3 protein-coding genes are annotated in these 2,874 nt (G+C 70.5%); 2 read left to right on the forward strand and 1 reads right to left on the reverse strand.

Annotated elements, in window-relative coordinates; genetic code table 11:
- Window positions 1-1,078 (reverse strand): glycogen synthase (gene glgA, locus AC1DY2_RS18095; RefSeq protein ID WP_476763673.1); only part of this gene is annotated, 1,078 nt, incomplete at its 3' end.
- An 80-nt stretch (window positions 1,079-1,158) separates the two neighbouring features.
- On the opposite strand from glgA, the gene AC1DY2_RS18100 reads away from it, so the two are divergent.
- A complete protein-coding gene (locus AC1DY2_RS18100; RefSeq protein WP_476763674.1) occupies window positions 1,159-2,406 on the forward strand; it encodes a glucose-1-phosphate adenylyltransferase in 1,248 nt (415 codons plus the stop codon).
- Window positions 2,403-2,874 (forward strand): phosphoserine phosphatase SerB (serB, locus tag AC1DY2_RS18105; RefSeq protein ID WP_476763675.1); only part of this gene is annotated, 472 nt, incomplete at its 3' end. The genes AC1DY2_RS18100 and serB, both read left to right, overlap by 4 nt.

Consider the following 2,874-nt stretch of genomic DNA (forward strand, 5'->3'; position numbering starts at 1 on the left):
TGACGGGGTCGCTCACGACCCGCGTGAGTGCGGCGGCGAGGTCGGCGACGAAGGCRTCGGGGTCCAGTGGCGTGCCCGTGCCGTCGTCGGCCTGCTCGATGGGCACCAGCACCCCGGTCACGCCGTCGTCCACGACCTCGGGGATGCCGCCGGTCGCCGTGCCGACGACGGGCGCGCCGCACGCCATCGCCTCGAGGTTGACGATGCCGAGCGGTTCGTAGACCGACGGGCAGACGAACGTGGTCGCTGCGGTGAGGAGCGCGGTCAGCTCGTTTCGCGGCAGGTGCCGGTCGATCCACACCACGCCCCCGCGCTCGGCGCGCAGCTCGTCGACGAGGGCGGTGACCTCCGCCATGATCTCCTCGGTGTCGGGCGCGCCGGCGCAGAGCACGAGCTGCACGTCGGCGGGCAGCATCCGGGCGGCCCTGAGCAGGTACGGCAGGCCCTTCTGGCGCGTGATGCGGCCGACGAAGATGACCGAGGGGCGATCGGGGTCGAGCCCCAGGGATCGCGCCAGGTCGGCGTCGTCATTCGGCTTCCAGTCGGCGAGGTCGATGCCGTTGTAGACGACCTCGACACGCGCGGGGTCGATGGCAGGGTACGACCGGAGGATGTCGCGCCGCATGCCGTCGCTCACGGCGATGACCGCGTCGGCATCCTCGAAGGCGGTGCGCTCCACCCATGACGAGAGACGGTAGCCGCCGCCGAGCTGTTCCGCCTTCCAGGGGCGCAGCGGCTCGAGGCTGTGCGCCGTCACGACGTGCGGGATGCCGTGCAGCTTCTTCGCGGTGAAGCCCGCGAAGTTCGCGTACCAGGTGTGCGAGTGCACGAGGTCGGCTCCGGCGGCATCCCCCGCCATGAGCAGGTCGACCCCCATGGTGCCGAGCGCCGGATTGCGCCCGTCGAACTCGGCCGGCGTGGCGTAGCCGAAGGTGCCAGCCTCGTCGCGGGGAGCGCCGAAGCTGCGGACGACGACCTCGAGGTCGCGACGCAGCGCTCTGACGAGCTCGGCGACATGCACCCCCGCTCCTCCATAGACCTCGGGTGGATATTCGCGGGTGAGCAGGTCGACGCGCATGCCCTAACGGTATCGCAGCGCTTCCGCAATGGCCGGACTCCGTCGCCCGGAAACCGTCGTCGCCTGACTACGCTGGGTCCATGGCCACGCGCAAGGTATTCGGCATCGTGCTCGCTGGGGGCGAGGGCAAGCGACTCATGCCCCTCACGGAGGACCGGGCCAAGCCCGCGGTGCCGTTCGGCGGCCAGTACCGTCTCGTGGACTTCGCGCTGTCGAACCTCCTCAACTCCGGCTTGCGCCAGATCGTCGTGCTCACGCAGTACAAGTCGCACAGCCTCGACCGTCACGTGTCGCAGACCTGGCGCATGAACGGCCTGCTCAACTCCTACGTGGCCTCCGTGCCCGCCCAGCAGCGTCTCGGCAAGCGCTGGTTCTCGGGTTCGGCCGACGCGATCCTGCAGAGCCTCAACCTGATCTACGACGAGCAGCCCGACATCATCGTGGTCGTCGGCGCCGACCACGTGTACCGCATGGACTTCAGCCAGATGATCGACGCGCACATCGAGTCGGGCCTGGCCGCGACCGTCGCTGCGATCCGCCAGCCGATCTCGCTCGCCGACCAGTTCGGCGTCATCGAGGTCGACGAGAAGCGCCCTGACCACATCCGCCGGTTCCTCGAGAAGCCGAAGGACCCGGTGGGCCTTCCCGACGCGCCCCACGAGGTGCTGGCGTCCATGGGCAACTACGTCTTCAACGCCGACGCCCTGATCGACGCCGTGCTGCGCGACGGGGAGCGTACGGATTCGAGTCACGACATGGGCGGCGACATCATCCCCGCATTCGTCGACCAAGGTGCCGCTGGCGTCTACGACCTCCGGCGCAACGACGTGCCCGGCTCGACCGATCGCGATCGCTACTACTGGCGCGACGTGGGAACGATCGACTCCTTCTTCGAGGCGCACCAGGACCTCATCTCGGTACTCCCGGTCTTCAACCTCTACAACCGCGAGTGGCCCATCTTCAGCCAGCAGTTGAACTCGCCGCCCGCGAAGTTCACCCGCGACGCGCGCGGCTCGCTCGGCACGGTGATCGACTCGATCGTCTCGCTCGGCTCGGTCATCTCGGGCGCGCACGTCGAGCGCAGCGTGCTCGGGCCGTGGGCGATCGTGGGGTCGGGCGCGCACGTCGCCGACTCGATCCTCTTCGACCGCGCGCGCATCGAGGCCGGGGCCACGGTGCAGCGGGCCATCCTCGACAAGGAGGTCGTCGTCGAGGCCGGCGCGCACATCGGCGTCGATCGCGCGAACGACCTGGCGCGCGGGTTCATCGTGACCGACAGCGGCATCACCGTGGTCGGCAAGGGTTCGCGGGTGCGGGCCACCGCGTGACCGCAACGGCAGCCGGCCGCGCGAGCGGCCCCCTCGTCGTGCTCGACGCCGATTCCACGCTGATCCGCGAAGAGGCCATCGAACTGCTGGCGGATGCCGCGGGGAGCCTCGCCCTCGTCACCGAGGTCACCGAGCGCGCGATGCGCGGCGAGCTCGACTTCGCCGCCAGCCTGCGCGAACGCGTCGCCACCCTCGCCGGGCTCGACCTCTCGGTGTTCGCCGAGGCCCGGGCGCGGATGACCCCCACGCCCGGCGTGCAGGAACTCATCGACGGCGTGCACGCCGCCGGCGGTCGCGTCGGCGTGGTCTCGGGCGGCTTCCACGAGCTGCTCGACCCGCTCGCCGAGCGGCTCGGACTCGACTTCTGCCGGGCGAACCGACTCGAGGTCGAGGGAGGCCGCCTGACGGGGCGGGTCGACGGGGCGATCGTCGTCGCGCACCGCAAGGCGGCGGCGCTCGAGGAGTGGG

The organism is Agromyces sp. P1_H4, from assembly GCF_056405255.1.

Coding starts and splice junctions, on each gene's coding strand:
- AC1DY2_RS18100 (WP_476763674.1), top strand. CDS start 1,159: ATGGCCACGCGCAAGGTATTCGGCATCGTGCTCGCTGGGGGCGAGGGC.